Origin of the sequence: Nostoc sp. FACHB-133 (assembly GCF_014698055.1) — a bacterium.
Classification (GTDB): domain Bacteria; phylum Cyanobacteriota; class Cyanobacteriia; order Cyanobacteriales; family Nostocaceae; genus Nostoc.
The window spans coordinates 1-24,103 of sequence record NZ_JACJSH010000063.1 but is presented as its reverse complement, the minus strand read 5'-3'; the positions used below and the strand labels follow the sequence as shown (position 1 = coordinate 24,103).

At 40.6% G+C, this 24,103-nt stretch carries 28 protein-coding genes; 19 read left to right on the top strand and 9 right to left on the bottom strand.

Annotation, left to right across the window (positions count from 1 at the left end):
• The first annotated feature begins 218 nt into the window (after positions 1–218).
• Positions 219–653 (top strand): hypothetical protein, encoded by a 435-nt coding sequence (locus tag H6G86_RS39080; RefSeq protein ID WP_242065065.1) that lies wholly within the window; start codon positions 219–221, stop codon positions 651–653.
• Positions 654–916: 263 nt separating this feature from the next.
• Here H6G86_RS39080 and H6G86_RS31345 read toward each other — a convergent pair whose 3' ends face one another.
• On the bottom strand, positions 917–1,180 hold the full coding sequence (locus H6G86_RS31345; RefSeq protein WP_190937593.1) for a hypothetical protein: 264 nt from the start codon (positions 1,178–1,180) through the stop codon (positions 917–919).
• A gap of 222 nt (positions 1,181–1,402) precedes the next feature.
• Here H6G86_RS31345 and H6G86_RS31340 point away from each other — a divergent pair, with 222 nt between their 5' ends.
• Positions 1,403–2,056, top strand: coding sequence for a tyrosine-type recombinase/integrase (locus tag H6G86_RS31340; RefSeq protein ID WP_242065064.1), 654 nt, complete (start codon positions 1,403–1,405; stop codon positions 2,054–2,056).
• A 12-nt stretch (positions 2,057–2,068) separates the two neighbouring features.
• On the opposite strand, the gene H6G86_RS31335 is transcribed toward H6G86_RS31340, so the two are convergent.
• Positions 2,069–2,212 carry a hypothetical protein gene (locus tag H6G86_RS31335; protein ID WP_206758455.1) on the bottom strand — a complete coding sequence of 48 codons (144 nt, stop codon included), beginning with the start codon at positions 2,210–2,212 and terminating at the stop codon, positions 2,069–2,071.
• 174 nt (positions 2,213–2,386) lie between these two features.
• Here H6G86_RS31335 and H6G86_RS31330 point away from each other — a divergent pair, with 174 nt between their 5' ends.
• The 3 genes from H6G86_RS31330 (at position 2,387) to H6G86_RS31320 (ending at position 4,339) form a co-directional block, all read left to right on the top strand.
• Positions 2,387–2,536 (top strand): plasmid partition protein ParG, encoded by a 150-nt coding sequence (locus tag H6G86_RS31330; RefSeq protein ID WP_190937591.1) that lies wholly within the window; start codon positions 2,387–2,389, stop codon positions 2,534–2,536.
• Between the two features lie 84 nt (positions 2,537–2,620).
• Positions 2,621–3,322 carry a hypothetical protein gene (locus H6G86_RS31325; RefSeq protein WP_190937590.1) on the top strand — a complete coding sequence of 234 codons (702 nt, stop codon included), beginning with the start codon at positions 2,621–2,623 and terminating at the stop codon, positions 3,320–3,322.
• Positions 3,323–3,325: 3 nt separating this feature from the next.
• Positions 3,326–4,339 (top strand): GUN4 domain-containing protein, encoded by a 1,014-nt coding sequence (locus H6G86_RS31320; protein ID WP_190937589.1) that lies wholly within the window; start codon positions 3,326–3,328, stop codon positions 4,337–4,339.
• A 68-nt stretch (positions 4,340–4,407) separates the two neighbouring features.
• On the opposite strand, the gene H6G86_RS31315 is transcribed toward H6G86_RS31320, so the two are convergent.
• Complete coding sequence (locus H6G86_RS31315; protein WP_190937588.1) at positions 4,408–4,797, bottom strand: hypothetical protein; 390 nt, start codon at positions 4,795–4,797, stop codon at positions 4,408–4,410.
• Between the two features lie 401 nt (positions 4,798–5,198).
• Here H6G86_RS31315 and H6G86_RS31310 point away from each other — a divergent pair, with 401 nt between their 5' ends.
• The gene (locus tag H6G86_RS31310) at positions 5,199–5,945 is read left to right on the top strand and encodes a D-Ala-D-Ala carboxypeptidase family metallohydrolase (protein WP_190937587.1); all 747 of its coding nucleotides are present in this window, start codon (positions 5,199–5,201) and stop codon (positions 5,943–5,945) included.
• 203 nt (positions 5,946–6,148) lie between these two features.
• Here H6G86_RS31310 and H6G86_RS31305 read toward each other — a convergent pair whose 3' ends face one another.
• Both H6G86_RS31305 and H6G86_RS31300 read right to left on the bottom strand, forming a co-directional pair.
• Entirely contained in the window at positions 6,149–6,334 is a 186-nt protein-coding gene (locus H6G86_RS31305; protein WP_190937586.1) for a hypothetical protein, read from the bottom strand.
• Between the two features lie 37 nt (positions 6,335–6,371).
• Positions 6,372–6,566, bottom strand: coding sequence for a hypothetical protein (locus tag H6G86_RS31300; protein WP_190937585.1), 195 nt, complete (start codon positions 6,564–6,566; stop codon positions 6,372–6,374).
• Positions 6,567–6,594: 28 nt separating this feature from the next.
• On the opposite strand from H6G86_RS31300, the gene H6G86_RS31295 reads away from it, so the two are divergent.
• The 8 genes from H6G86_RS31295 to H6G86_RS31265 all read left to right on the top strand — a co-directional run bounded on the left by H6G86_RS31295 (position 6,595) and on the right by H6G86_RS31265 (position 16,679).
• Positions 6,595–7,605, top strand: coding sequence for a tyrosine-type recombinase/integrase (locus tag H6G86_RS31295; RefSeq protein WP_190937584.1), 1,011 nt, complete (start codon positions 6,595–6,597; stop codon positions 7,603–7,605).
• A gap of 473 nt (positions 7,606–8,078) precedes the next feature.
• Positions 8,079–8,840, top strand: a complete 762-nt coding sequence (locus H6G86_RS31290; RefSeq protein WP_190937583.1) for a DNA-directed RNA polymerase subunit alpha C-terminal domain-containing protein — start codon at positions 8,079–8,081, stop codon at positions 8,838–8,840.
• Positions 8,841–8,853: 13 nt separating this feature from the next.
• On the top strand, positions 8,854–8,985 hold the full coding sequence (locus tag H6G86_RS39705) for a hypothetical protein (RefSeq protein ID WP_277883693.1): 132 nt from the start codon (positions 8,854–8,856) through the stop codon (positions 8,983–8,985).
• A 46-nt stretch (positions 8,986–9,031) separates the two neighbouring features.
• Positions 9,032–11,368: a type I restriction-modification system subunit M gene (locus H6G86_RS31285; protein WP_190937582.1), complete on the top strand. Its 2,337-nt coding sequence runs from the start codon at positions 9,032–9,034 to the stop codon at positions 11,366–11,368.
• Positions 11,368–12,636, top strand: coding sequence for a restriction endonuclease subunit S (locus tag H6G86_RS31280; RefSeq protein ID WP_190937581.1), 1,269 nt, complete (start codon positions 11,368–11,370; stop codon positions 12,634–12,636). The genes H6G86_RS31285 and H6G86_RS31280 overlap by 1 nt, the downstream gene beginning before the upstream one ends.
• 218 nt (positions 12,637–12,854) lie before the next feature.
• A complete protein-coding gene (locus H6G86_RS31275) occupies positions 12,855–13,271 on the top strand; it encodes a XisH family protein (RefSeq protein ID WP_190937580.1) in 417 nt (138 codons plus the stop codon).
• Positions 13,259–13,636 (top strand): XisI protein, encoded by a 378-nt coding sequence (locus H6G86_RS31270; RefSeq protein ID WP_190937579.1) that lies wholly within the window; start codon positions 13,259–13,261, stop codon positions 13,634–13,636. The genes H6G86_RS31275 and H6G86_RS31270 overlap by 13 nt, the downstream gene beginning before the upstream one ends.
• Before the next feature lie 70 nt (positions 13,637–13,706).
• Positions 13,707–16,679, top strand: a complete 2,973-nt coding sequence (locus H6G86_RS31265; RefSeq protein ID WP_190937578.1) for a type I restriction endonuclease subunit R — start codon at positions 13,707–13,709, stop codon at positions 16,677–16,679.
• Positions 16,680–16,796: 117 nt separating this feature from the next.
• Here the strand turns inward: H6G86_RS31265 and H6G86_RS31260 are convergent, their stop codons facing one another.
• Entirely contained in the window at positions 16,797–19,733 is a 2,937-nt protein-coding gene (locus H6G86_RS31260; protein WP_190937577.1) for an N-6 DNA methylase, read from the bottom strand.
• A 234-nt stretch (positions 19,734–19,967) separates the two neighbouring features.
• On the opposite strand from H6G86_RS31260, the gene H6G86_RS31255 reads away from it, so the two are divergent.
• Positions 19,968–20,609: an AAA family ATPase gene (locus tag H6G86_RS31255; RefSeq protein ID WP_190937576.1), complete on the top strand. Its 642-nt coding sequence runs from the start codon at positions 19,968–19,970 to the stop codon at positions 20,607–20,609.
• The gene (locus tag H6G86_RS31250) at positions 20,606–20,902 is read left to right on the top strand and encodes a YlcI/YnfO family protein (RefSeq protein ID WP_190937575.1); all 297 of its coding nucleotides are present in this window, start codon (positions 20,606–20,608) and stop codon (positions 20,900–20,902) included. Before H6G86_RS31255 ends, H6G86_RS31250 begins: the two co-directional genes overlap by 4 nt.
• Positions 20,903–20,972: 70 nt before the next feature.
• Here the strand turns inward: H6G86_RS31250 and H6G86_RS31245 are convergent, their stop codons facing one another.
• A complete protein-coding gene (locus H6G86_RS31245; protein WP_190937574.1) occupies positions 20,973–21,200 on the bottom strand; it encodes a hypothetical protein in 228 nt (75 codons plus the stop codon).
• 196 nt (positions 21,201–21,396) lie between these two features.
• On the opposite strand from H6G86_RS31245, the gene H6G86_RS31240 reads away from it, so the two are divergent.
• The 3 genes from H6G86_RS31240 (at position 21,397) to H6G86_RS31230 (ending at position 22,184) form a co-directional block, all read left to right on the top strand.
• The gene (locus tag H6G86_RS31240; RefSeq protein WP_190937573.1) at positions 21,397–21,642 is read left to right on the top strand and encodes a hypothetical protein; all 246 of its coding nucleotides are present in this window, start codon (positions 21,397–21,399) and stop codon (positions 21,640–21,642) included.
• Between the two features lie 75 nt (positions 21,643–21,717).
• Entirely contained in the window at positions 21,718–21,900 is a 183-nt protein-coding gene (locus H6G86_RS31235) for a hypothetical protein (protein ID WP_190937572.1), read from the top strand.
• Positions 21,897–22,184, top strand: a complete 288-nt coding sequence (locus H6G86_RS31230) for a hypothetical protein (RefSeq protein WP_190937571.1) — start codon at positions 21,897–21,899, stop codon at positions 22,182–22,184. Before H6G86_RS31235 ends, H6G86_RS31230 begins: the two co-directional genes overlap by 4 nt.
• A 234-nt stretch (positions 22,185–22,418) precedes the next feature.
• On the opposite strand, the gene H6G86_RS31225 is transcribed toward H6G86_RS31230, so the two are convergent.
• Both H6G86_RS31225 and H6G86_RS31220 read right to left on the bottom strand, forming a co-directional pair.
• Complete coding sequence (locus H6G86_RS31225) at positions 22,419–23,483, bottom strand: hypothetical protein (protein ID WP_190937570.1); 1,065 nt, start codon at positions 23,481–23,483, stop codon at positions 22,419–22,421.
• 243 nt (positions 23,484–23,726) lie between these two features.
• The gene (locus H6G86_RS31220) at positions 23,727–24,062 is read right to left on the bottom strand and encodes a hypothetical protein (RefSeq protein WP_190937569.1); all 336 of its coding nucleotides are present in this window, start codon (positions 24,060–24,062) and stop codon (positions 23,727–23,729) included.
• Between the last annotated feature and the right edge of the window lie 41 nt (positions 24,063–24,103).

Here is a 24,103-nt window from a genome sequence, read left to right as displayed (position 1 = left end):
ATTATTTTTTTTACTATCTCCTTTCTCTGAAAAATTAGTTGTTTTGTACTACATTTTGAATTTCAAAATGGGGTTAATACTCTATTTATTTCAAAATGAGAATTGCTGGAGAAACTGTATTATGGTATCTTTAGTCCTATTGCGATACTTAGGCTTGCAGAATTTACCATTTAGAAGTCGAAAAAAGTCAACTTAATTAAAAAGGTTAGGGAATATTTATGTTGGATAATTTAAAGAAATTGATTGATCAATCAGGTAATAAGAATGGCAAGGTAGATTTAGGAGACATTTGTAAGATTAACAATCGCATTGAACATTCTTTTCATGAAAATCATAATCTTATTCATTATATTGTCCATTGTGCTGGCCACACCTTAGATCATCTTGAAAATTTTGTAGATCAGCATGTGCATAAAAATAAAGACTATAGTTCCGATTTTACTCGAGACCGCATAAATGATTTGAGAGATCAGTGGATGCGTCAAGATGAAGACTGGAGAAAAAATAATTACTCAGATCGCTATTCTAAAGATAGAGATACTCAGCAAGAAGAGTCTGATGAAGTTTGGTATAGCTACCCTGGTGGAGGTACTTGGAAAGTTTCTAAGAGGTTGTTTGAAGAGTGGTTGGCTGTGAATTTAGGCACTAACTGATCCCCCCTAGCCCCCTTAAAAAAGGGGGGGGAACCGAAATCAAAGTTCCCCTTTTGAAGGGGGATTTAGGGGGATCTAAAATTTTTGATACCGACAAGAGGACTTTTCAAACATCCTCTAACCCTGTTTGGCATAGTTATGGAGGCACATCCGATAATCAAGATGATGGAAATAGATAGGGAGCAGTATGATTTTGTTAGGTTCTAAAAATTAGGGGTATAAATCATCAATTTAATAGTGCGATCGTAGTGAAATAGCTGTTTTTATTGAGAATTAAAGTTCAATCTAAGAAAATCGCATCGCTTTCTTACTTCAGATTCTCGAAGTAGTTTGTGCAGGAAAGTTTCATGCCCGTTGAGGTCAGGATATCTCAGACTCCGCCATACAGCAGCAGGTCTTTTCTCCCATCCCACTCGCCACCGCGCAGCCTCTTCATCTTCTGCTTTTTGGTCAGCATGGAAGATGGCAGTAAGAGTTAACTGTTGTCGTGAGTTGAGTTCCTGCCATAAATTCAGGTGTTTACTCATTCTTTTGTGATGGGTTTGGTTCTGGTTCTATTTGAGCAATAAACGTGTCTAGGACTTTTGTTGCGGTCTTGTACTGTGGTGAGGTTGTGGCGACTCTTGACCTCAAGGATCTTAAAATGCGATCGCGGATTTCCTTATAGTCCGGTCTAGCATCTGGTCTAGTTTCTTCAATAACTTGTCTATCTTCTTCTGGGGGTGGCTGTTCAAAACAACCAAGCTATAATGGTTTTAGTCATCAATTACACATTATTAACATTTTGTGTAATTACCCAAGCGATGCCGTTCGCAGAGCGTCTCCAAGAGTTGGCGGCAAGCTACGCAAAAATTAAAGTAGGTGGCATGGGACAAGCTAAGGTATTAAGCAAAGACGAACTCAAGCGATTATTCACCGAGGGTTTACTGACCCCACGCGATCGCGCTCTATTTGGAATTTGCCTGTTCAGTGCTTGTCGTATATCAGAAGCATTAGCGCTCCTGACGACTGATATCAATAGGGGTGTTATAATTTTTCCCAAGGAGATCACTAAAGGTAAGCATAAAAGCCGCGTCATAGATATCGCGCCAGGGCTAGCAGCAATCCTTGAGGAATACCAGCCCAAGCCTGGGGCAATCTTCCCTGGTATGCGCGGTGTAACTCAGCACTTGACTCGGTTCATGGCGGATAAGATTTTACGCGATGCCTGTAAACGCATTGGAGTAGAGGGAGCTAGCACACATAGCCTCCGAAGAACAGCCCTCACGCAGATGTCGAGTGCTGGGATACCTTTAAGAGCTATCCAAGAAATCTCTGGACATAGCGACCTGGGGACGTTGCAGTGCTATCTGGAGGTTACGCCAGAGGAGACGCGCAAAGCTGTTTCGGTCATTGGGTTTTAGACCTTCAAAAAATCATATTCCCGAAATCGGGAATATTGGCACAGTGATGCCAACTACAGCGATCGCTTTTCCCAGATTCGCAACTAAGGGAATTGATGAACAACTCTTCGGTATGAAGACTAGCCAATTTCCCCGATATAGCACCAAAAATTGCATATCCCTTCGTGAAAATTCCCAATTCAAGTAAGCTCCAAATTTCATTCACAGATCGGGAATGGGTAATCGCCGCAGGGATGCTGTGACAGTCGTCTAATACCTTTTGTACATTTGTGCTTTTGTTGAAGCGCGGTTAAGTATACAATCCTGAAAATAAACAAAACTGCCAAAGCTATGCACATTAGTATTGCAGACGGACTCAAGAAACGATTCCATGCAGCTTGCGCCTTACGGGGGTTGAAGATGAGCCAAGTTGTGGCAGAACTCATTGAGCAATGGTTGAGTGCTAATGAAGTTTTATCGTCTGGTGAATTGAAGAGATAGGGTGAATCAGTCAGTCAAATTTACTTGTTGTTGACTTGGAACGATGTAACTTGTCAAAAATTTAGGAATTAAGGAGCCAGACCTGTGTTATCTCAAAGCTTCCACCAGAGGTTGAAGGATTTAGAAAACCACATTGCCTCAGACCAAGAATTGCTCAATGACTTTGAGGAAGAACTGCGTTATGCAACAAACCCTCGTGTAATAGGTAGCTATCGCAGGGAGATTAAACGGCAACAGGAATCACTTGCTAAATACGAACAAGAATTGGTTGAACTAAAGCAAGAATTGGCAAGCACTCCAAATGCTCAGATGCAGAACGTCGAAAGCCAACTGATGCAACTGCAACAGATGGATGCAAAGTTAAATGTCTTACTAAACGGTCAGGAGGCAATTTATGAAAATCAGAATCAAATACGTCAAGTGCTGTTGAACCGTTATGATGCAACCGAACGCGACATCATCGACATCATTACTCAAAAGTTTAATGAAACACAATTAGTTTTAACTCAAAACTTAATAGATGCACTGGAAGCTAATTTGATTTCGGAGCCAGAAATGCAACAAATGTTGGCAGTGCTGGAAGAACGTATTCCATCTCTCCCCCCCAGCCAGGCATCTAAATTGGAAATCATCAAAGACCCTAAGCTAGATGCCAAACATAAATTAAAGGTCACTTTGCCTATTATCCCAATGTTCGTGGAGTACGAAGGTGAGTTGGAGTTGGGAAGCGGCTTCAATATTAAGTCGGCCTGGGAACAATTAGTAGTTAAGTTACAGAGAAGGTAAATTATGGATTATTATAGTTACCTCCAGGAACAACAAGAGATTGATTTTTCTTTATTAAAGACATTAGAAGATAAGCTGCGCTATGAAGATAATCCACGTCAAAAGCTTAAGTGGGAACATGAGATTGAAGAAATTAAGCAAAGAATTCAAAAGCGCGAAAAGGAGAGAAAGGAAGAGTATATAAAGTTTAATGAAACTAAAGTTCACACAAAATTTGCTTCATTATCAAACATTCTTGTTACTGGTTTTGACGCATCAGAAGTAAATGCAGATTACACTCCATTACGCGACTTGTTGTCAACCAAGAAATTTAAGGAAGCTGACGAAGAAACTTTTAGAATAATGTTATGGGCTGTTAACCGAGAAAATGAAGGTTTTTTAGAAGAAAAAAATATATTAAATTTCCCTTGTCGTGACTTGCGTACCATTGACCAACTTTGGTTAGCAAGCAGTGGTGGAAAGTTTGGATTTAGTGTTCAAAAACAAATTTTGATTGACGTTGGTGGCAATACTGGATTTGATAACCTCAAAAGTTTGAACAATGCGCTTTCGATAAATAGCCTCGAAAGCGCATTGAAAGAAATAGTAGGGTTAGCCGAGCGCGTGGAATGGATAACCGATTTCGATGTACTGAAAAAAAAGGAACAACTCTTCTATGACCTTCGAGCGGCAAGAGGTCACCTACCTCATCTTTCACATTTAAAATTAGTAGAATGGATATTTGAATATGGAAACGAAATTCCGAAACTTGCGGAGGAACTACGCACAACAGAATTAGAATTAGAATTAAAAGATAAGAGGAATGAGGAGCTAATAAGTAATAGGAAAAGAATAAACACTAAAGAGGAATGGGAAGAATGGAGGGCGAGCAAGGCTGGCTTGGCTTGGGAAGAAAATGACGAAGCAAGGAAGAGGTTTTGTGCGATATGCGAAATATGCACTATCAAATTAAAATACTACAGAGAAGAACTAAGAAAAGCTAATTTGTTTGCTCGCATCAATATCTGTCAACTTTAACATATAAACGTTTCAGCTATTTGTAACAATATTTTTACGAAAGCACTTTCTACGAACCCATAGGTATTTCAGTAATTCCAATAGCTGGCACCGTCGTCAAACAACCGCATTGCTATCTTCGGGTCATAACAATTAGCCACTACAAATTGTTCAGCCACTTCACGGACAGGCGAATCTTCAAATTCCCATTCCACCCAAGGTAATTGCATCTGCCCCGGCGATGTCTTTTTACTTTTATGCTTAACAACTTTGGGCAGCAATTTACTTCCCCAGTGATAGCTTTTATCTGGTTTTGGCTGTGGTTTATATCTCTTACAAAACCCCCGATATTTAGCCGCGCATTCTGACAATGATTTACCCAATGCCAAAAATGCCGGATGCCATTGAGTTAGTCCATCATCGGTTAGCCGATCGTAAGTTCCATAATTACTAAAATCATAGAAAAATCCTTGCTGCATTCTGGTAGCTTTTGGGATTGGCGTGAAGTACCGCAGAGTTTACAATATTGGGAAATTGCGATAATTAACGAATAAGCCAATACCCACCGCACAGAGCCAAAAATCGCATATTGTGCATTAAATAATTAATATCCAGTTTAAAGAATTAATGCCCATTCCTAATTTGGGAATGCTCAATCAGGTTCCGGCATTTATGTCCCTTCGACTGCCAAAAAATAAACTTTTTTCGAGATATTTTTTAACCAATATAATACGCAATAAACCCTTACTGTGTGCCTCTTTAACCCCAATATGCTGATAACGGTATTTCCCAATATCTGCCACAATTAGAGCTTTTTAGCTTCAAACGGGAATACTAAATTCGTACAGTTACTTTAATCTTGAATTTACAGAAGGAAAAAATGGCAGATATAAACGTTGAAGCGCTGAAAAACTTTGCAAATAGTAAGGGAGAAAAAAAGCTGGCAGCGGCTGATAAAGATTTGGTTCAAGCAATCCAGAATCTGCTAAAAATTAGTAAATACTATACCGGAGAAGTGGACGGTATTGTAGGGAATGGAACATTAGATGCTTTTGCAAAATACAAAAAAGAACATTGGCTAGAGTATCCTGATACACTGGGGTCAACCACTGCATCATCACTTCTTGAGATTTTAGAAGAGCATCACGGAAGTACTGATCAACCGCAGTCAAGCAGTGGGTCGCAAAGTAGTAAGACAGGGCCATCAATGAAGTTGCCATCAGGGAAAATTGTCTTTTCTGACGAGCGCATTATTGACACAATCCCTTTGACATGGGGCGAAGTAACACACAAATGTACTAGGGTTCCTGAAAATAAACAAGTTGTTGATAATATTGAAAAAAATGCTCGTGTTTATGCAGAAGTTCGTGATAAATACGGCTCTCCCCTCGGCGTAACTAGCGGCTATCGTCCATCAGCAATTAATCGCCAAGTTGGAGGAGCAATAACAAGTCAACACCTTACTGGAAATGCTCTTGATATCTATCCTACGGATGGAAATTTAAAGCGATTGTATGATGTGTGCAAAGCGATTCCAAGCGTAGTCGGCTTAGGCTCAGGAATGCATAAAGGTTTTGTTCATATTGATGCTCGTCCCGGTGGTCGCACTTACTGGAATTATCCATAGGTCAGAGTAAAAAGGCACGAATATAAGGGAAGTCGTCGTCGTAACAAAGGACTAAAGAGCAGACGACATCGATTAACGCCTCATTTCCCCAATCGCCTTTCATACCCCGTAGCCTCCCTTGTGCTGTGGGTTTTTACATGGGTGGCGTGTTCCAGATATTAATCCCACCAACGGGATAATTTCAGAGCGCGGCGATCAGAAAATCAATAAGCGCGAAACTTTAATGTATTAACACCATCCTGCAAATCCTCATCAGAGACTTCAAGATATCGGTCTAACGCCGCCAATGTTTTATGACAACATAAGGCGTAAACGCCAAGTTGATGAGCAATGGTGAGGGTGAGGAGTAGCCAATTATCACCACACAACAACAGAAATCGCACATCCATTCTCTAAAATTCCCGTAGGCGATCGCACTTTCAATATTCATTCCGTGAGTTGAAGCTTACGCCGATATAGCGCCCCTTTGCAAAGTGCCGCAGGCGGCACTCTGACCCCAGGCGCTGCGAAGCCTCTCCCAAAATAAGAGCGATCGCCCAAAACAAGTAATAGTAGAACAAATTTAAAAATCATCAAGGCCCATGCAGCTGGATAATGGTCTGTGGTATTGGAAATTGCCATTCTCGATACCGCAGCTAGGGGGGAGCCAATGAGTAAAAATAGCCAGCAAACTGACTTAGTTATAGTCGAAAAATTAGAAAATTCTCTCAGTGCGAAGATTGAGACATACTTTGCTGGTGTAATTGACTCTGACCCTGATGTTTTGGAAGAATTGCTGAAATCCAAGAATAGTGAGGGAACCCGTAAGGCTTACCGCAAGGACATCACGGATTTTTTTACTCGCATGACTGGCCTGCGCCCTAACCGTGATTCTATCTTGGAATTTTTACACCTGGACGGTCACAAAGCCACGCTGGTAGTGACTAAATATAGAGCCATACTCGCGGAAGCTGGACTAGCACCTAACACGATTAACCGCAGACTTGCTGCAATTAAATCTCTAGTTGCTTTTGGCCGAAAGCTGGGTGTATGCAATTATGCTGTGGATGTGGACAGCATCCCAGTGCAGTCATACCGCGACACTAGCGGTTGTACAGGCGAGGAATTTTTGAGCGTGATCCGGCAGTGCAATCGCTCGACTTTGGCAGGGAAACGGGACTATGCTTTGTTGCTGCTGTTGTGGGGGAATGCTCTCAGAAGAAATGAGATTAGCACCTTGGACTTAAGGCATTTTGAAGGATCTAAGGGAACGCTATCAATTTTTGGGAAGGGCAAGCTTTCCCGTGTGACAATCAATCTGCCAAAAGTCACGGTCATTGCGATTACTGACTGGGTGATTGCCCGTGGTGGCGATATGTCATCGTCCCGTCCGTTATTTACCTCGGTTGACTTCCAAAATTCTGGTCACAGGTTAACCGGGGATGGCATTTATAAAATAGTTAAACGTTTGTTTAAACGGGCTGGTGTTGAAAAACAGATGTCCCCGCACCGTTGCCGTCACAGTGCTATCACTGCTGTACTTGAAAAGACTGATGGCAATGTCCGCAAAGCACAAAAACTCAGCAGACACGCTAAATTGAACACGCTCCAGATTTACGATGACAACCGCAACCGTGATCAACTGGAGATGTCTGAATTATTGATGGATGGGTTGGATTGAATCGGTTGCTAGACTATTGGTGAAGCGGACGGCGGCGGCAGCAGAATTGGAGAATGCCATGAATGTTTCAGCGCACTGGTTTAGGCACAGTAGAGCAAGCGTTTGAGCAAATTGAGTTAGAGTTGTCAGTTACTCAATTACTTAACTCAATTACTTATTAATAGGATTTGGGAATTAGAACTTAGAAACGGGAGAGAACTGCGCGTTCAGACCGCATATTCTTGGGGAGGGTATTTAGCCTTCTGTAAAAACGAACAACCACCAGATGAAAGCGCGATCGCTGATTACTATGCGGCGAGTCTAAGCTGAATCAGGTATTCCTTCTCCTATTTTTGAGTTTCCGGCAATTTGCTGAAGACAGTAATTTAAGGTAGAGGTTAGATTAAATCAGACTATAAGCAGGTTGCAGTCAAAATGATTGAGAACCTCAGCAATGTGTTATTAGGGATTTAGTTCGGCAAAAGGAAACAACAATGGAAGACATATTAAAAAAATTAGATATTATTCTAGATCAAAAAAATATTCTTAAATTTTTAGAAATTTTAGATGAAATACACATTCATCCACAATATGAATACATAGAAGTTTATTTTGGCTCGTGGAGAGGTTTTTTCCGCAGCAAAGATGGATTAATAGTTAGTGGTGCATATTCTGGTAAAAGAGAATGTAAAACCTTAATCGAAGGTTTAAATCAATTGGGTACTGAAGGTTGGAAGATTGTTAATTGCCGAACTAATTTAAGAAACGAACGCGATACAAATGAAATATATAATTTCAAGGAAGAAGAAAAATATAATTATTCTGAAAAACAATATGAACCATCATACAAAAAAGAAAATAAATATTATCAAGATAATTACAAATATTTCTATGAACATAGTTACATTCTAGAACGAAAGAAAGCTGCATTTTTCAATGAAGTTTTACTAGAGCTTCAATCCGAACCTTCAAAGAATTTAAATAAAACTCCAGTCTTTAATAAAACTAGAGAAGAAGAAGCATTAGATGAATATGAACACGATACGCTATTTCAAGAAGAATTAAATCTAAGTGCAAAAGCCTATGTTTGCCTAAAAATGGCAAATGTAGCATCACTAGAAGGTCTAGAAAATTTAGGATATTCTTCTAAAGCTAGAATAATGGAAATAGCAAATTTGGAACAAGAGGTGGGGGAGGAGATTATACAATTTATCGAAAATCGTTTTGAAATTGAAATTGAAACAGAAGAATACTAAACCCAGTGAAACAATGGTGAGCGCAGTTAGCATTTTTCTCGTTCTCTCCACTGGTAATGCCTTGATTATGAGCAATCAGTACCAAATTAGCGATCTCGCTCAACGACAGGGGAAAGATGCTTTAGCCAAAAGGGGTAGAAAGTAATACCATGAATGATGGTCACAAGCTATACGCCCCGGTTACTTTTTAGATGGATTTATCACTGCAAAACAAAAACGTTTCTTTTATTTGGTCAATCGCTAATGATTGTCTGCGGGATCTATATGTGCGGGGTAAGTACCGGGATGTAATTCTGCCGATGTTTGTCCTGCGGCGGTTGGATTGTTTGTTAGAGGAGACGAAAGATGCAGTGCTGGAAGAAGTGCGGTTTCAGCGCGAGGAAGCGGGTTTTACGGTGCTTGACTCCATCGGCTTGCGGGAAGCATCAGGCTATGTGTTTTACAATACCTCTGATTGGACATTAAAGAAATTGGTCAAGACTGCTTCTAATAATCGCCAAATTTTAGAAGCGAATTTCAAGGCTTACCTAGATGGGTTTAGCGATAACGTTAAGGAAATTATCGATAAATTTGAGCTACGCAACCAAATCCGGCGCTTAGTGCAGGCGGATGTGTTGTTGGATGTGCTGGAGAAATTTACCTCACCTTATATCAACCTGAGTCCCCACGATACCCTAGACCCGGATGGGCGAAAACTACCAGGACTGAGTAACCTGGGAATGGGTTATGTATTTGAAGAATTAATCCGCAAGTTTAACGAAGAAAATAACGAAGAAGCCGGTGAACACTTCACCCCCCGCAAAGTTATTGAATTGATGACTCACCTGTTGTTTATCCCAGTCAAGGATAAACTACCGCCAGTAATTACGGTGTATGACGGGGCTTGTGGTTCTGGAGGAATGCTGACGGAATCCCAGGATTTTATTACCGTTTCAGAAGGGGAAATTAAATCGCAGGCGGCGGTTTATCTCTATGGCAAAGAAGTAAACGGCGAAACCTACGCGATTTGCAAGTCGGACATGATGATTAAGGGCAACGACCCGGAGAACATCAAGTTTGGTTCGACACTAGCAACGGATGAATTTAGCAGTCTGCGGTTTGACTTTATGTTGTCAAATCCGCCCTATGGGAAGTCGTATAAGTCAGACCAAAAATACATTCTCGATGGTAAGGATGTTTTAGACGGTCGCTTCGAGGTGTTACTTAAAAATTTTAAAGGTGAATTAGAAGTAGTTCCAGCGATTCCGCGATCATCTGATGGGCAATTGCTGTTTTTGATGGATATGGTCAGCAAAATGAAGCGGCTAGATGAGAGTCCTTTGGGAAGCCGCATTGCTTCAGTTCACAATGGTTCTTCGCTGTTTACCGGGGATGCAGGTAGTGGAGAAAGTAATATTCGCCGCTACATTATTGAAAATGACTGGTTAGAAGCAATTATCCAGTTGCCGAGTAATTTCTTCTACAACACTGGCATTACAACATATATTTGGGTTCTGTCTAACAACAAAGTACCTCAGCGAAAGGGCAAGGTGCAATTGATTGATGCGTCAGAACTTTATCAAAAATTACGCAAGAATTTGGGAGCGAAGAATTGCGAGTTTGCAAATGAGCATATTGAAAAAATCACCCAGCTTTATTTAGAAATGCCCAATCAAGGTATTTCTAAAGTTTTTGATAACAAAGACTTTGGTTTTTACAAAATTACAGTGGAACGCCCTTTACGACTGGCGGCGCAATTTACACCGGAACGGGTGGCTACGTTGCGTTATGTGCCTGGGCTGCGTGAGGTGATGGCATGGGCTTATGAGCAATGGGGTGATGAGATTTATACAAAATTAGAGGTGCATAAAAAGGCGATTGAGGACTATATCGAGAGTGAAGAAATTTCTTTATCCCCCAAAGCTAAGAAAGATTTATTATCGCCCAAGACTTGGGAAGCACAATGCAATCTCATGATTGTGGGAGAGCGTTTAATGGAAGCGGTGGAGGATGAATTATCACTCGATTTTAATGTATTTGTAATTGCTGTTGATACAGCGTTGAAGTTGTTGGATATTAAGCTAACCAACAGTGAGAAAAATCAGATTTTAAATGCTGTCAGTTGGCGGGATGAGAACGCCGAAAGGGTGGTGAAGAAGGTACATAAATTAAAAGGTAATCAACTGAGTGATTTATTAACAAAGTTGGGAACCACTGAGGATAAATTACCCGATTATGGTTATTGGACTGGGAACAAAGCAGGGGAATGGGTTGAGTATGAATCTGATAGTGAGTTGCGGGATACGGAAAATGTGCCGTTAAAAGAACAAATACACGATTACTTTGTGCGGGAAGTGCGTCCCCATGTGTCTGATGCGTGGATTGCTTTGGATAAAACACAGATTGGCTATGAGATTAGTTTTAATAAGTATTTTTATCAGCACAAGCCGTTGAGAACACTAGAGGAAGTAACGGCGGAGATTTTGCAATTGGAACGTGAGACAGAAGGGTTGTTAAAACGGTTGGTAATTTTTGGGGAGGTAGAGTAATGGCTTTCCCGAAGTATGAGAGTTATAAATATAGTGAGGTTGCAGAACTTGGCAAGATTCCATCACATTGGAAAGTTCTTCGTAATCGTTATCTTTTTATAGAACCAAATGAACGTTCCTTAACTGGTAATGAAACTCATTTGATGATGAGCCAAAAACTTGGTCTTATCCCTAGTAGTGTTGAAGCTAAAACACTCCAGTCTGAGTCATACGAAGGAGCTAAACTATGTCTTAAAAATGATATTGTTCTCAACAGACTTAAAGCTCATCTAGGTGTATTTTCTGTAGCTCCTTGTAATGGCTTAGTTAGTCCTGACTACTCTATTTTTAGACTAATTAATTCTAAAATGGAGCCAAAATACTTTGAACATCTTTTCAAAACTCCTACATATATTTCAGAGTTAAATAGAAAAGTTAAGGGAATTGTTGTTGGCTTTTATAGACTGTATTCAGAAGAATTTAACGATATAGTATCTTTATGCCCTCCAATTGAGGAACAACAACGAATAGTTGCTTTTCTAGAGCGCACTACTGCCGAAATCGATGAAGCGATCTCCAAAAAACAGCGTCTCATAAAACTACTGCAAGAGCAAAAAGCCGTTATCATAAATCAAGCTGTCACTCAAGGGATAAATCCTAAAGCACCCATGCGTGAGAGTGGTGTTGAGTGGATAGGAGAAGTTCCTGAACATTGGGAAATTATAAGAACAAAAAATATTTTTCGGCTTGTCACTGAACCTGCTCCAAAGAATAATAGCGAAGAATTGCTTTCAGTCTATTCAGATATTGGAGTTAAGCCTAGAAAAGAATTAGAAGAAAGAGGTAATAAGGCATCTACAACAGATGGTTACTGGTTCGTTAAAAAAGGTGACATCATTGTCAATAAATTATTAGCATGGATGGGAGCAATTGGTGTTTCTGAATACGATGGTGTTACTAGCCCTGCGTATGATATCTTAAGAGCATCCAAGCCAGTTGACAGCAAATTCTATCATTATCTTTTCCGAAATCCAATCTGTACTAGCAAGTTAAAGCAGCACTCGAAGGGCATTATGGAGATGCGTCTTCGATTATATTTTGATGAATTTGGAAATATTAAAATTCCATATCCACCGTTTGAAGAACAACAACGAATAGTTGCTTTTATTGATAGGACTACCGCCGAAATTGATGAAGTAATCGCCCAACAATATCGAGTAATCGAAACCTTAAAAGAATTCAAACAAATTTTAATATCTAATGCCGTCACCGGAGAAATTAAAGTCTAAAGGGAAACTTTTAAGACTCCCCTGCAACTTTTAACCGCAAAATTGCCTCAGAGACTAAAATCAAACTAAACTGACCGTAACGACCTATCAATGGACAATTGAACGCTATCACCACAATAGAAGCAGGTATCTTTGACAACTAGCCCATTGAACTATTGCGCGGCGACTTGATTGTTATGTTCCCAGAACCCAAACCTCACGCCTAAAAATCTTACCCCATGCCAGCCAAAGACCTCTATCACGATGCTGTAAAAAATGCTCTGATTAAAGATGGGTGGCTGATAATCGCTGACCCTTACATAATTAAATATGAAGACGCTGAACTGTACGCTGACTTAGCCGCAGAAAAACCTATCGCCGCAGAACGCCAGGGGCAGAAAATTGTTGTCGAAATTAAAAGCTTTGTGGGTAAATCTCAGATGTACGACTTCCACAACGCCCTTGGACAGTACATCGTCTATCGCAACCTCATCCAAGTCAGCGAACCTGAATATAATTTGTACTTAGCAATTGACGACATTGTTTATTTCAACTTTTTTCAACGTCCATCAGTCCAACTCATTACCCGCCAAAACAACCTGCAATTAATTGTCGTAGATACTCAACAGGAGCAAATCGTGCAATGGATACATTAACCCGCTATCGCCATGCTATCCAAGAAACCATTAAAAAATACTATGAGATGGCCAATTCTCAAACCGCTAACACCACAGAAACTAGAATTAGCGATGGCGTTCCGCCCAGCGTAGCTGATCGGCTGATTTTAGACGAACAACGCGACCAATACCTGTGGCTGCGGTGCGGTTGGGATGGGAAAAAACGAGTGCAACACATTATTTTATACCTTCAAATTCAAAATGGTAAAATTTGGGTGGAAGAAGACAGCACCGACTTAGGGATTGTTGATGACCTGTTGGCAGCAGGTATCCCCAAAGCCGATATTATTTTAGGCTTCCATCACCCTAGTAAACGCGCACTCACTGAATTTGCGATCGCTTAGATACATAGCACACTCAGCTATAAAGAATTATCATAGGAAAAATACTCGTATAAAATATAACGGATTTCCTATGGTCAGCCAAACCAACGAGCAAGCATTGGAAAACTGTATCAAGACTGCACTCGTTGAACACGCTGGCTACCAAGAAGGAAACCCCGCAGATTTTGACCGGGAGTTTGCTATCGACCGGGAGAAGTTCTGGCACTTCTTAGAAACTACCCAGCCCGAAGAACTGGCCAAACTCAAAGACCGTCCCAACTGGCAACGGCTAATTCTCGAACGTTGCGATCGCAAAATCAAAAAAGATGGCATCCTCTCTGTTCTTAAAAAAGGATTATCCATCGATGATGCTCACCTGACCTTGCTTTACAGCCTCCCCTACAACGATACAAATCCGGCTGTTTTAGAGAACTTTGAAAAAAATATCTTTTCGATTACCTGCCAAGTACATTACTCTGAAAGCGATGCAGGGTTATCCATTGATATTGTGCTATTTCTGAATGGTTTAGCGATCGCCACGATGGAATTGAAAAACCTCTGGACGGGTCAAACTGTTTACCACGCCAAAAAACAATACCGCGAAGACCGCAATCCCCAAGAACCACTGCTGCAATTTAGTCGTTGTCTAGTCCACTTTGCTGTTGATACCGATGAAGTGTGGATGACAACAAAATTAGACCGTGAGAAAACTTACTTTCTACCCTTCAATAAAGGTTTTAATTTTGGCAAGGGCAACCCACCCAACCCAAATGGTCACAAATCTGCATACTTATGGGAATCTATTCTCACCCGCCAAAGTTTCACCAACATTATTGAACACTTCGCCATTCTCATCCCCGGTGATACCAAAACACCCCTTGCTCAAAAAAACCTTTATTTCCCCCGTTATCACCAACTTGATGTCGTTCGTCAACTCCTCACAGATGCCCGAACACGGGGCACAGGACAGACTTATTTAATTCAGCATTCCGCAGGATCGGGTAAATCTAATTCCATCACCTGGACGGCATATCAGTTAATCGAACTCTACGCCAAAGGTGCAGATAGTCCCCTGTTTGATTCGGTTGTGGTTGTCACAGATAGACGTATTCTTGATAGGCAACTCAAAGATAATATTAAAGATTTCTCTCAAGTAAAAAACATTGTTGCTCATGCCACCAATGCCCAAGAATTAAAAATTGCTCTAGAGAACGGTAAAAAAATTATTATTACTACAATTCAAAAATTCCCCTTTATCGTTGATGGCATTGAAGATTTGAGCAGTAGTACTTTTGCTGTAATTATCGATGAGGCTCACTCATCACAAAGCGGAAAGGCTGCTGATAACTTGAATATGACTCTCGCTAAAGAAGAGGATGAGGAAGAACCCGAAGATTTACAAGACAAAATTCTCAAAGCAATGTCTGGGCGCAAAGTTGGTAAAAATGCTTCCTACTTTGCTTTTACTGCCACACCCAAAAACGCAACTTTAGAAAAATTCGGTCGGCGCATGGCAGACGGTAAGTTCGTGCCATTTCATCTCTACTCAATGAAACAAGCGATCGAAGAAGGCTTTATTCTTGACGTACTAGCCAATTACACCACTTACAAAAGCTATTACGAAATTCAAAAATCCATCTTAGATAATCCCATCTTTGACACTGCCAAAGCCCAGAAAAAACTCCGGGCTTATGTGGAAGGACATAAACAAACCATTGGTACTAAAGCCGATATTATGGTTACTCATTTTATCGAACAGGTATGGGTGCCCAAAAAGCTCAAGGGCAAGGCCAAAGCGATGGTCGTTACCCGCAACATTGAAACCACCATTCGCTACTTCTTCGCCATCCGTGAACTGTTAAAACAGGCGAACGCACCTTTTAAAGCAATCATCGCCTTCTCTGGGAAAAAAATAGTAGACGGCATTGAATATACCGAAGACATCATCAACGGCTTCCCCAGCAAAGATATTTCCGATGAATTTAAAAAAGACGATTACAAAATCTTGGTGGTTGCAAATAAATTTCTTATTGGGTTTGACGAACCCCTGCTACACAGTATGTATGTTGATAAAAAATTGCAGTCAGTGCTGGCAGTGCAAACCCTATCTCGCCTCAATCGTTGCAACGATAAGATGGGTAAACAAGATACCTTCGTTCTCGATTTTTACAACACCGTCAGCAACATCAAAATCGCTTTTGACCCATTTTATACTGCCACATCCCTGAGCGAACCTACCGATGTAAATGTCCTCCACGATCTCAAGGAAGTTTTAGATGATGTGGGTGTTTACGAATGGTATGAAGTCGAGCAATTCAACGAATTATTTTTCAACAAAGCCGAAGCTGAACAACTCAGTCCTCTCATCGACACCCCCGCATCTCGTTTCAACGCAGAATTAGGACTCGAAGACGAAGCAAAAATCGACTTTAAAATCAAAGCAAAACAGTTCGTTAAAATCTACAGTCAGGTAGCCTGTATCATTCCTTATAACAACATCCAGTGGGAAATGCTGCACTGGTTCCTTAAATTCCTTATTCCCAAGCTTGCAGTTAAAAACCCCGACCAAGACCAACTTGATGAACTCCTGGAAAGTGTAGACCTCTCTACCTATGGCATAGAGCGAGTTAAATTAAATCACACCATTGAACTCGATGCTTCGGAATCTGAAATTGACCCGCAAAACTCCAATTTACGCGGCTACCATGACGATGCACCGCAAAGAGACCCCCTTGATGAAATCATATCCGCCTTTAATAATCGATTTTTTACAGGCTGGGATGCTACTCCACAAGAACAACGGGTAAAATTCATTAATATAGCTAGACACGTAATTGACAACCCCTATTACCAAAATCAAGTTGTCAACAACCCAGATGAACAAAATCGCCGCCTCGCTTTAGAAGAATTAATTAAACAAGCTATCAACAGAGAACGCAAACGCGAACTCGACTTGTACAAACGTTACGCATCTGACCCAGAATTTAAACGGGCATTTGATGCCAGCATCATGCAGTTACTTGCTCAAGGTAATCTAGATGGATTCCAGCAGCTTTTAGGATAGCAGTCAGCCGAGGAATAAAGCTAAAAAACTTTTAGTGTTGAGTAAAAACTAAATTAAAAAACAGGGACAGGAAATTATAAAATTATTAAATTGAAATCTTATTCTTAATCATTGAGATTAAAGATGACCAATGGCTTTAGCATAGTTGTATAGTTTAGTTAGTACATAATTAGCTATCTCAGCACGGCTAGTATTTTTTCGCCACATGAGTTCCAGTCGGACTAAACCTAATTGACTCTGACAACATATATCAGTTTTGCGAGTCAAACCTTCACCAAAATCAACTTCAGTTTCAAAAGAATCAATTAAATCACAGGCTTTCAATGCTCTACCAATAGTTTTATTAACTAAAGCATCATCATCTTGAGTAATTCTCAATAATTTATCAAATGCCTCCTTAGTACTATCGACTGGTTTTCTCCCAGGTATAGCAAGACCCATAGGTAGTGATTCAAACGCTTTGGCTAGGTCACTTTTTGTCAGTCGCTCCTCTGCTGTTAAATCTTGTTTAGTACTCATACCTCTTACTTTCATTTTTCCTTCAAGGTCTTTATCAGCATATTTTCGAGCAATAGCAAGTGCAGTTAATATAGGCAGATGAATAATTCTAACGTCTAATGTTGTTGCAAGAATACCAGTTTTGTCAGAATAAGTTTTAATTTCTTTTACTATATTAGCTTCTGTTGCAACCATTAAACGGTCAATATCAGCCGTTGAAGAACGTCCTCTAGTCAATGATGCAACAAAATCCTCACGATCATTCCCTGTAATTACTACAACCCACATTCGGCATTGTTCTTTAGCTAATAAAGACTTGAAACTCGTTTGATTTCTAAGAAGTTCCTGACGGAGAAGACTTAAGTAGAATCCAATAGTTTTAGCATTACTAACTAAGTCTATCGCACGTTTTTCTGAAATTCCTAAGTCTATTAGAGAAGCACCCTCATTTAGAGTGCTAATAGTACGTTTTGCAATATCTAAGTAATCTTTTTTTGGTGGACCTGTGAATTGATAACTAGGTTCTCCTACTCCGAGAAGTGAGTCAGAGCCTATTTTTAAAGCCAATTCTATAACGAACTTCTGAAGTTCATCAGTGTTGCATAACCAAACAACTAATGTTCTTTCACCAGTAGTAGACCGAATAAAGCTGTTAATAGAATGAATGTCTTTCTCTAATTGTTCTTGAGATAAATCTGTAAGTGCTTCTCGTCCTTCAATAACAAGTATTTGTATTTTAGTTAAGCCCACATCCGAAGTTTCTATAATTTTTAAACTTTGAAAAATAGAATCTTCTGATGAAATTGAAACTATTTTAATACCAGTCCGAAATAGATGAAGTGTGTTTAAGAATGTAGATTTACCAGAACCTGAATCTCCTCGAAGTACCAAAAAAGCACCTCTCCCAGCAGCAGACATATCAAGAAAAATCTCATCAAGCCGATTCAAGCTTTCGCTGACTGGAACAACAATACTATTTAACATATCTTGACCACGTTTTTGGAGAGCATGAAATCGGTCTGGAAGAAAAAGTGAAAAATGTACTAGTTGCTTTACTTTATTAAGAGGAAGTTCATGATTTGATTCAGTAGATAGCTCTGAATTAAATTCAACCTCCTCAATACCCTCAGCCTCCACATATAAACCTGGCGCGAGAACATAATTATTTGAAACAATGTCCTCTAACTTGGTACTCTTACAAAAACCAGGAATATCCTCATACTCCCCCGCTTCCTTCTCACCTCGCCAAGCATGGTAAATTTGGGCAATCCGCTTTATGTCTTCAACCGTCAATTCCCGGTGTACTCTGTCAAGTAAAACTCCCATCTTCCGCGCATCTATAAATAATGTTTCCCTAGTGTGATCGCGGAACTTGCCATTTTTCTTATTCCGTGCCAAAAACCACAAACAAGCGGGAATCTGAGTGTTGTAAAATAACTGCCCTGGCAACGCCACCATACAATCAACTAAATTCGCATTAATAATAGCTTTGCGAATATCACCCTCTCCCGACTGGTTAGAACTCATCGAACCATTCGCCAACACAAAACCAGCAATACCATTGGGTGCTAAATGGTGAATTATCTGCTGTACCCAACCATAGTTGGCATTACCTACAGGTGGTGTGCCATACTTCCATCGCGTATCTTCTCGTAACCTCTCCCCACCCCAATCACTCATATTAAAGGGAGGATTCGCCAGAATAAAATCAGCTTTGAAGTCTTTGTGCAAATCACTATGGAAAGTGTCAGCATTGCGATCGCCCATATTCCCTTCAATTCCACGCAGTACCAGATTCATCTTGCACAGCTTCCAAGTTGTCGGGTTGGATTCTTGCCCATAAATAAAAATATCGCCAACCTTCCCGCCGTGCGCTTCTACAAATTTCTCTGACTGCACAAACATTCCACCAGAACCGCAACAAGGGTCATAAATCCGCCCTTTGTAGGGTTCAATCATTTCGACTAACAGCTGCACCACACAACGGGGTGTATAAGACTGTCCACCTCTTTTACCTTCCGTATTAGCAAACTGCCCCAGAAAGTATTCGTAAACTTCACCCAAAATATCTTTTGAATGGCTTTCTGCATCTCCTAAACCAATCTTGGCAATTAGGTCAATGATTTCTCCCAGCAGTTGTTTATCCAGGGCTGGCTTGTTGCAATCTTTGTGTAATACGCCTTTGAGTGATGGATTTTCTTTCTCAATCGCATCCATCGCCTCATCTAGCAATTTATCAATCGTAGGTTGTTTAGCGTTGGCTTGCAGAAATGACCATCGTGCTTCCTTGGGAACCCAGAACACATTTTCAGCCGTGTACTCGTCGCGGTCTTCTGGGTCAGCATAGGGTTGAGCAGCGAGGATATCATAAAGTTCACTGAAGGCATCGGAAATATATTTCAGAAAAATCAGCCCCAAGACGACGTGCTTATACTCGGCTACATCCAAATGACTATTACCCCGCAGCTTATCCGCAGCAGCCCACAGGGTTTGCTTAAAACTTAATTTAGCTCCGTTACCATTTTTTGATTCGGTTTTTTTCTGACCACGCGCCACTAAAATACTACTCCTTTAAATAATCTGCGATCGCCGCTAAATCTCCATTGCCCTGTTAAACCGATTCAGCCTAGTTTCTAAGACTAATGCTTTGTCAGTATATCTTGTGTTGATTTAAGCATGATGAGATAAGGCAGTGCCAATTTTTTACTCTTGGTAACTTACAGTTATACTTAGGCTATCAATACTTTTTAAGTCATTACTGCATTACTGCATTACTGCATTAAGTAAATTATGCCGATTATCTCACTAATAAACGAGAAGGGCGGCGCAGGAAAAAGCACAACGAGCCTGCACTTCGCCTTTTGGTTATATGCCAAAAAGAAGAAAGTACAGATCGTAGACAGTGACCCCCAGAAATCATGTTCAAAATGGGTGACAGCAATGGGCAACCCCATCCCTGTAACTATATTGACTACGCCCGATGATTTGTTAGACAAAATTCCTGAGTTAGCTGCACAAACTGACTTCCTAGTGATTGATGCGCCACCGGGGTTGGCTGAAAGCAGTAGAGCGATTTTATTTCGTACCGATTTGGCAGTTATTCCCTGCCAGCCTTCAGGTTTAGACCTAGATGCTGCCAGTGATGCCATTAGGTTAATAAAACAGGCTCAATCAGTACGCGGTGGATTGCCAAAAGCCGCGATATTTATCAATCGTGCGTCTAAAGGAACTCGACTAAAAGATGAAGCAGTTTCTCTAATTAATAACATTTCCACTGCTACTGCCTTAAAAACGACAGTGCATCAAAGACAAGCAATAGCCGACTCTTTTGGACAGGGAACTACAGTTTTCGGTTTAAAGGGTTCTGGTGCGAGTGATGCTGCTGCTGAATTTGAACAATTATTCAAAGAAATTATTAAACTGCTGAAATGACAAAACGTAAACCACTAGATAGCGAGGACGCTGCTAAAAAATTTGTCTATGGCAGCGAAGCCGACACCTCCGATCCTCCTGTTTCACCAGCACAACAGAAACCCAAAAGAGACAAGAAGCTGCAAGACTTATTTGAGACTCCACCTAAAAAAGAAGCAACCGTTCGCCTGACGGTGGATTTACCAGAGTCAATGCATCGGAAATTATCCCTACTGGCTGCTAAGACTAGCAAAAAAAAGGTTGAGATTGTCAGATTACTGCTCGATGAAGCTTTAGCTGACGTTGAAGAGTAATGCAGTAATGCAGTAATGCAGTAATGCATTACTCTTAGCGTACAAAAAACATTTTTTGGCATGGTGATGCCTACAGTAGATGGGGCAGATGAATTTGGTAAGTTAAATCAAACTCTTCACTATTGAGCCGATTCCAGGCGTGTTGTATCCACTCCTCGCCGTTAAATATGCAGCCTTCCACATATTCAATTAAAGGATAAACGTCAGCCACAAGGAAGGCGTTGTAATAGCATTGTCCAATGTGAATGTGGGGAATTATATCTCTGAAGGTTAAGGGAAGTTCAGAGGTCTTTTTCATTCTTATGCTATATCTCCCCGTATAGATAACCTTGCTCACAGCAGTTCATGTAGGTGCGACTGATTGGCTCATCTAGATATAACAAGAAAATATCTTCATCTATGTAATCTACATATTGTTGTTAGTAAGTTGATTTTGGGTAGCTTTGGTATAGTCCCAGTCCCAGTCCAGTCCCATGCCAACTACGATAAATGTTATGACAAATCAAGAGCCGAATCAGAACGAAAAGACCATGATTGTTTGGGGGCTTTTGGTTGTCTCCATGATTTGTTTAGCTCCTTTTGGAATTGGTTTAATTCTCAGGGGTTCTTCCGATAATTCCAGCAGTAGTAACTGCTATGACCAAGCAGCCCAGGAAATTGCAACAAGTGAAGGTAACAAATCCTTGAGTCGTTCAAATATTGATCGATATCACAGCGAGTTGACCAGTCGTTGCCCGTGACGGGATGCAAGCACTCCACAACATCCCCTAAATCGCTTATCCACAGTTCAACAAACAATAAAATATCTAAGTTAGATGAATACAGCCAAGCAAGAGTTCAGATGGAAAAAAGTAGCCACAGTTGTTGGCATCGCAACATTGATTTTAATGATTGGCACTATCGCTTACGATCGCTGGCGGGTCAGCCAAGGTTGGTGCATTAGATCCAAGCCCGATGCCAGTCAAAAAGTTATGTACGGGGATGATTGCTGGAAGTGATCAAACCCCAGGCAATCCTAACCAACTGCGCCCAGCGTTCAAAGCGGCAAGGGCTGTATAGTAAAGACTTCACCCGTAGAGCTAATTACTCTAAACTGCCAGCATTTTCCAGGTGTGTAGAATACCACCAGAACGCTCCCATCAATCCAGATAACCTCCTTAATTTTCACTGTGGGCATGAATTTTGCATTGCGATCGCAGTGATAAAGAACTGGAACGAAAATTCCCGATATCGGGAAAATCAGAGTCAGAGTGCATCCCGCTCTGACAAAGCCTATGCATAAATCTAGGATTAGCTTACAAATAACCTTGGTTGAATCGTGCAAATCCTAATCTGGCTGACTTTTGAATGTAAGAGGATGTTTTAAAAGTCTTCTGCTCGGTAGCAAAACGTTTTAGATTCCCCTAAATCCCCTGATAAATTGGGGGACTTTGATTCTGGTTCCCCTTTTTTAAAGGGGGTTAGGGGAGATCAACAAGTGCCTAAAATTACAGCCAATCACTTTTAAAACATCTTCTTAAGATTTTGATTTAGAAGCGACTTGTTCTTGCCAAGTATTAACCCATATCATGAGAGAACCCCAATGGTCAAGAGTAAGTTCCGCCTTTCTGATGCTGTTAGTTACAAAGCTGATATCTGAAGTACTTTTAAATGAGTAGTACCTCAGAAACTCAATAAATTCATCCTTGATATCTTGAGGTTTGCTGTTAAAGATTTTTCCAGAATGGCGATAAAGCGGTACTAATTGCAATATTCCGTAAAATTCTGCAAGCTCCAATAATTCTGGGCGCGTTAACTCCTCACCAAGACGAGCTTTATCCGCTAGCTCGGCACCCCTATCGGCTTTATTGTCAAAATTTGATGACATTTGCGCCGCCGGAATATTTGTCTTCTTGAGTGATTGTTCTTCTTGCCTTGAAATTCCTTTTAAACCTTTTGAATTTGTGGGTTGATATGTTTTACTCTTATTCTTGTTTTCCGTTCCTTCTTGAGGCATTAAAACTTGATCTGGAAGGATTGTTATAGAGGGTTGTGTGTGTATGTCTGCTTTACTAAATCCATACTTACTCAAACTATTATTTATTGAAATCTTTAATTGATCTTTATTAGTTCCTAATTCATTAATTAATAAGGACGGATTTTCCGAAAATGGAGAATCCGAGTTCGGAGAATCCGATAATGGAAAATCCGTAATCGGGTTTTCGGTTTCTGGATAAACTCGTTCACGGTGACTAGATGATTGATGTGTATGTTTATACTGCAAATCTGGGGTTACTTGTAAACCTGGGTCTTCGTAAATATCAGTTTTGGATTTGGTAAACCTACCAGACTGATCCCGTTTCTGAACACGAGAAAAGTACCCAGCATTTTCTAGTTCTCGGAGTCCAGAGATTATTGACTCGCGTCCATCCGTGGAGTGTTTTTGAATATCTGAAATCCGCACTTGCCATCCAGGAGGCTTAGAAAGCAAGTATGTAAGTATTCCCTTAGCTTTAAATGAAAGGTTAGGATTGTTTATAATTTTTTTGTCAAGCGTTACATAAGGATTTTGTTTGTCGTGATTGGCTCGAAAAATAGTCATGATCTTTTTAGTATTTTTGTACCAATAAATTACCACTTACTTGGCGTGGATAAACACGAAACAGGGTATGAGTAGCATTCGCGCAGAAAACCGGGTGAAGAGATATTACGCTGCATACCCTTCAGCTTAACTTAGTGCCATTCTGTCAAGAAGTTCGCCTAACTGACCCGTAGCAAACCTAGATGCAAGCGATTTCACCAGCATTGAAGTTCGTCAAATATTCCCGAAATCGGGAAAGTTTACTCACTCCTCTAATTGCAACTCCGGGCCATTCTCCCCTATAACTACACCATCAGTTTTCTCCACCCACCGTTTAATGCGATCGCGCAACGCCGGAGCATTTCTCCAGCTAGTTTGTTTAATTTGCAATACTCTTACCAGTTCCTCATGGGCATTTATTTCTGGCTCAGTTTCAGTGCCAGCAATAGCGATAAACTCTTGCAATGGCTGAATAATTCCAGCATTCGCAGCTGCATCAAAACTCATGCTCTGGGTGCAAACTATTTCGCCAGCATTAGATGTAGCGAACTGCAAACATAAACGCTTCAAACCGCAAACAAGGCGATTTTGAAACCACATTAACTGCAAATAAGGGGGGTCTCAAAACCACATTATTTGCA